A 3,070-nucleotide genomic window follows, 5' to 3' on the forward strand; every position below is an offset into this window, starting at 1 on the left:
GCAGTGATTCGGCGACATTTTCTTCGGTGAGTTTGCCCTGCCCGCGCAGGTTCTTGAGAGTAGATTCTAGAGAGTCAGTCAGCTGTGAAAACATAGTGGGTCAAATATAGTAATTTCTTGCTTGGACTTTGAATTTGAGGTAAGCCGTTTGCTCACGATAAAATGAACTTGTTATAGAAAAGAGCTATCAATTGCCATGAAAAAATAGTATTGGACGTAAACCTCCGTAAAATCTAATATTGAGCCCGATTTAAAACCAATACAAACGGAGGCTTCAATGACAATTCATAATAATTTTGCTTTATTCTCGGCAGCAATTCTTGCTTCTACACTTTTCTTTGCCGCCTGCTCTGATGATTCTAGTAGCGCCCCCGAAGAAAAAACTTCCCACGAAGAGCACCATGGCCATCATATGGAAGAACTTAGCGCCGGCGACCTGACGCTTGGAGATGAAGATATCCAGGATGGATTCATTTTCTTGCAAGATACAACAATCAATGGGGTGCTGACGGTTTCTACGACGACGCCTGGTGCAACGGTCCTAAAGAATGTCAAGGTGACCGGAAATTTGCTCATCAAGCGTTCTGGCCGTGTCGATTTTTCGGGAAGTGCCGATGTTGTTCATGTGGGGAGCAGCAATACGGATGTCTATGCTTTTGAAGATGAAGCTCAGGTGAACGGGCATCATTTTATGGGCAAGAACAATACCTTTACGACAAAGAGCTTTGCCGAATACCAGAATGTCGACTGGACAGAAAAATCGGTTGACCTTGCAACGGGAATACATTTGGCCTATACAGTGACGGGTGATGAAAAGGGAACTCCGGTCGTATTGATTCACGGACTTACCGATGGTCGAGTTTCCTGGTCGCAGGTGGCACCGTCGCTTGCCAAAAAAGGCTATCGCGTTTATGTACCCGAATACCGCGGCAACGGAAAAACGGACAAGCCGATTGATGAATCTTCGTATTCTGTCGCTGAACTTGCAAGCGATATAGCAGCCTTTGTCGAAAAACTTGGCCTGAAAAAAGTTCACATTGTGGGACATTCGCTTGGAGCCTTTATTGCTCAGGAATTATCCATCACGAACGCAGAAATTGTTTCTTCAATCACCTTGATTGGTTCAGGTGCTTCGGTTGACGAGAAGAATGCCACGCTGGATTGGCTTGTGAACGGTACCGACGATGAATCGTTCGATGGCATTTATGCATACGATTCGACCCAGAAACTCCCCGAGAGCTTTATTCAGGCGTGGGGCTACAGCACGAATCCGGATAAGGATTTTCAGGCCGCCAATTTGGAACACTTGAAACAAGTGCCTTACTATGTGTGGAAATACCTGGTCAAGAATCTTTTGAAAATTGATAATACCAAGCGTCTTTCTTCGATTGCGACCGATGTTCAAATCATATGGGGTACTAAAGATGCCTTGTTCGACAGCGAATCTCAGAAAACCTTGCAAAAGGGACTTTCTGGAGCAAAAAGTGTTGTGTTCCACGAAGTCGAAGGTGCCGACCACAATACCCATTGGGGCTCTGCCGAAGACGTGAAAACTGTAACGGGTTATATCGATGAATTTATTAAGAGTTTGAAAAAGTAATCTTGTAAGTGATGGGTGCCAGAATTTATTTGTATGAATAAACGAATATTATTGTATGTCCTTCTATTAGTCGGTTTGTCGCTTGCCTTTGAGCGTCCTAAGCTGGACCTTTCGGGAATGATTATGGTTCACGCTTATGCCGACTGGAATACTGATGAATCGAACGTCGTGCATCGTTATGAATCTATGCTAGACTTGGATTTTGATGTCCGTTTTAACGATCGTTGGTCTGCATGGCTCGAAATTGAAGCGATGGGAATGGCGATGGATGGAATGGAAGAGATGGAAGGCATGGATATGGGCGATGACGCAACCATGGATCCTGTGCACCCGACTGTCGTTTTTAACGGAGCTTATGTTCAATATGCGCCTTCTGAACACTTGGCTTTTCGTATTGGCGATTTAAATTATTTCGAAGGTCTGTTCAAAAATTATTATGATTTTGGCGACCCTCGGGACGATGCGGCGGGCATAAGGCAAAAGTCTATTCGCGGCGTTGAATTCTTGTGGAATGGCTTGCAACTCGATGCCGGCTTTGGTAGCGGAAGTAACGACCAAAGTTGCTATTACCACTATATGTTCGGCGAATACATGGGAATGGATTGCAAAGAAGGCCTTACGTACGAAATTCATGCCGCTTACGATTTTGAAATTGCAGGCCAGGTATTTCGCCCTTATGCCGATTACAAAAGCTATCAGCGAAAGGATTTTAATGAACTTTATGCTGGGCTAGATATTTCGCTTTCGTCGGAACATTTTGCCTTGCATGGATTATACGGTTATCATTCGGTCTTCTTGGCTAGCGATGATGCGGTATCGAATCATGTATTCTTGGCTGAACCGTCGTTTGAATTTTCGAGATTTTGCATCATAGGTTCTCTGTTCTATGCGGTTATCGATGACCCGGAACGTACATTCTTGGAAATGACAACTCGTCCGGAATACTTTTTTGTAGCGGTAGAACCGAGCGTAGCCTTGCTGGAATCCTTAAGTATCGGTATCCCTCTTGAATACCATACGAATACTTTAGACAAAGATGAAGATTTGCAATCGTGGCGCGTCGGTGGACGGTTCTACTTTAATGTTCCCGGTTACAAAATAAATATTATCTCGATGGTTCTTGCCGATATCCCTGACGATAAAGATTGGCCGTTCGAAGGCAATAAAAACGATCCTTCTCTGATTTTTGGCGTCGAAGTTATGTTTGATTTCTAGGGTGGACTATGAAGAAAATACTTTTATTATGTGCTTTATTAAGTTCTTTTGCTGCGGCTCGATTTGACTGTTGCGCCCGTAAGCATGCAACCCTCAAAAAAGAAGTGACGGCAGTGACCGTGACGGTGGGCGTCGTAAACGCAGAAGATGAATCAACGCTGACAAAAGTGTCGGCTTCGCTTTCTAGCGAAGGAATCCAACTCCAGGTAAAAAAGTTGGGCGACCAGGGCAAGGCATCCGAAGCGCTTTCAAACG

General features: G+C 44.5%; 3 protein-coding genes. All 3 read left to right on the forward strand.

Going from position 1 to position 3,070, the window contains the following annotated elements; genetic code table 11:
* Positions 1 to 277: 277 nt before the first annotated feature.
* Entirely contained in the window at positions 278 to 1,600 is a 1,323-nt protein-coding gene (locus Q0628_RS10310) for an alpha/beta hydrolase (RefSeq protein ID WP_298770737.1), read from the forward strand.
* Positions 1,601 to 1,633: 33 nt separating this feature from the next.
* A complete protein-coding gene (locus tag Q0628_RS10315; RefSeq protein ID WP_298770739.1) occupies positions 1,634 to 2,815 on the forward strand; it encodes a hypothetical protein in 1,182 nt (393 codons plus the stop codon).
* An 8-nt stretch (positions 2,816 to 2,823) separates the two neighbouring features.
* On the forward strand, positions 2,824 to 3,070 hold a 247-nt coding region (locus Q0628_RS10320), incomplete at its 3' end, for a hypothetical protein (RefSeq protein WP_298770741.1).

The sequence above is a fragment of the uncultured Fibrobacter sp. genome, from assembly GCF_937877005.1.
GTDB lineage: Bacteria > Fibrobacterota > Fibrobacteria > Fibrobacterales > Fibrobacteraceae > Fibrobacter.

Coding starts and splice junctions, on each gene's coding strand:
- Q0628_RS10315 (WP_298770739.1), top strand. CDS start 1,634: ATGAATAAACGAATATTATTGTATGTCCTTCTATTAGTCGGTTTGTCG.
- Q0628_RS10310 (WP_298770737.1), top strand. CDS start 278: ATGACAATTCATAATAATTTTGCTTTATTCTCGGCAGCAATTCTTGCT.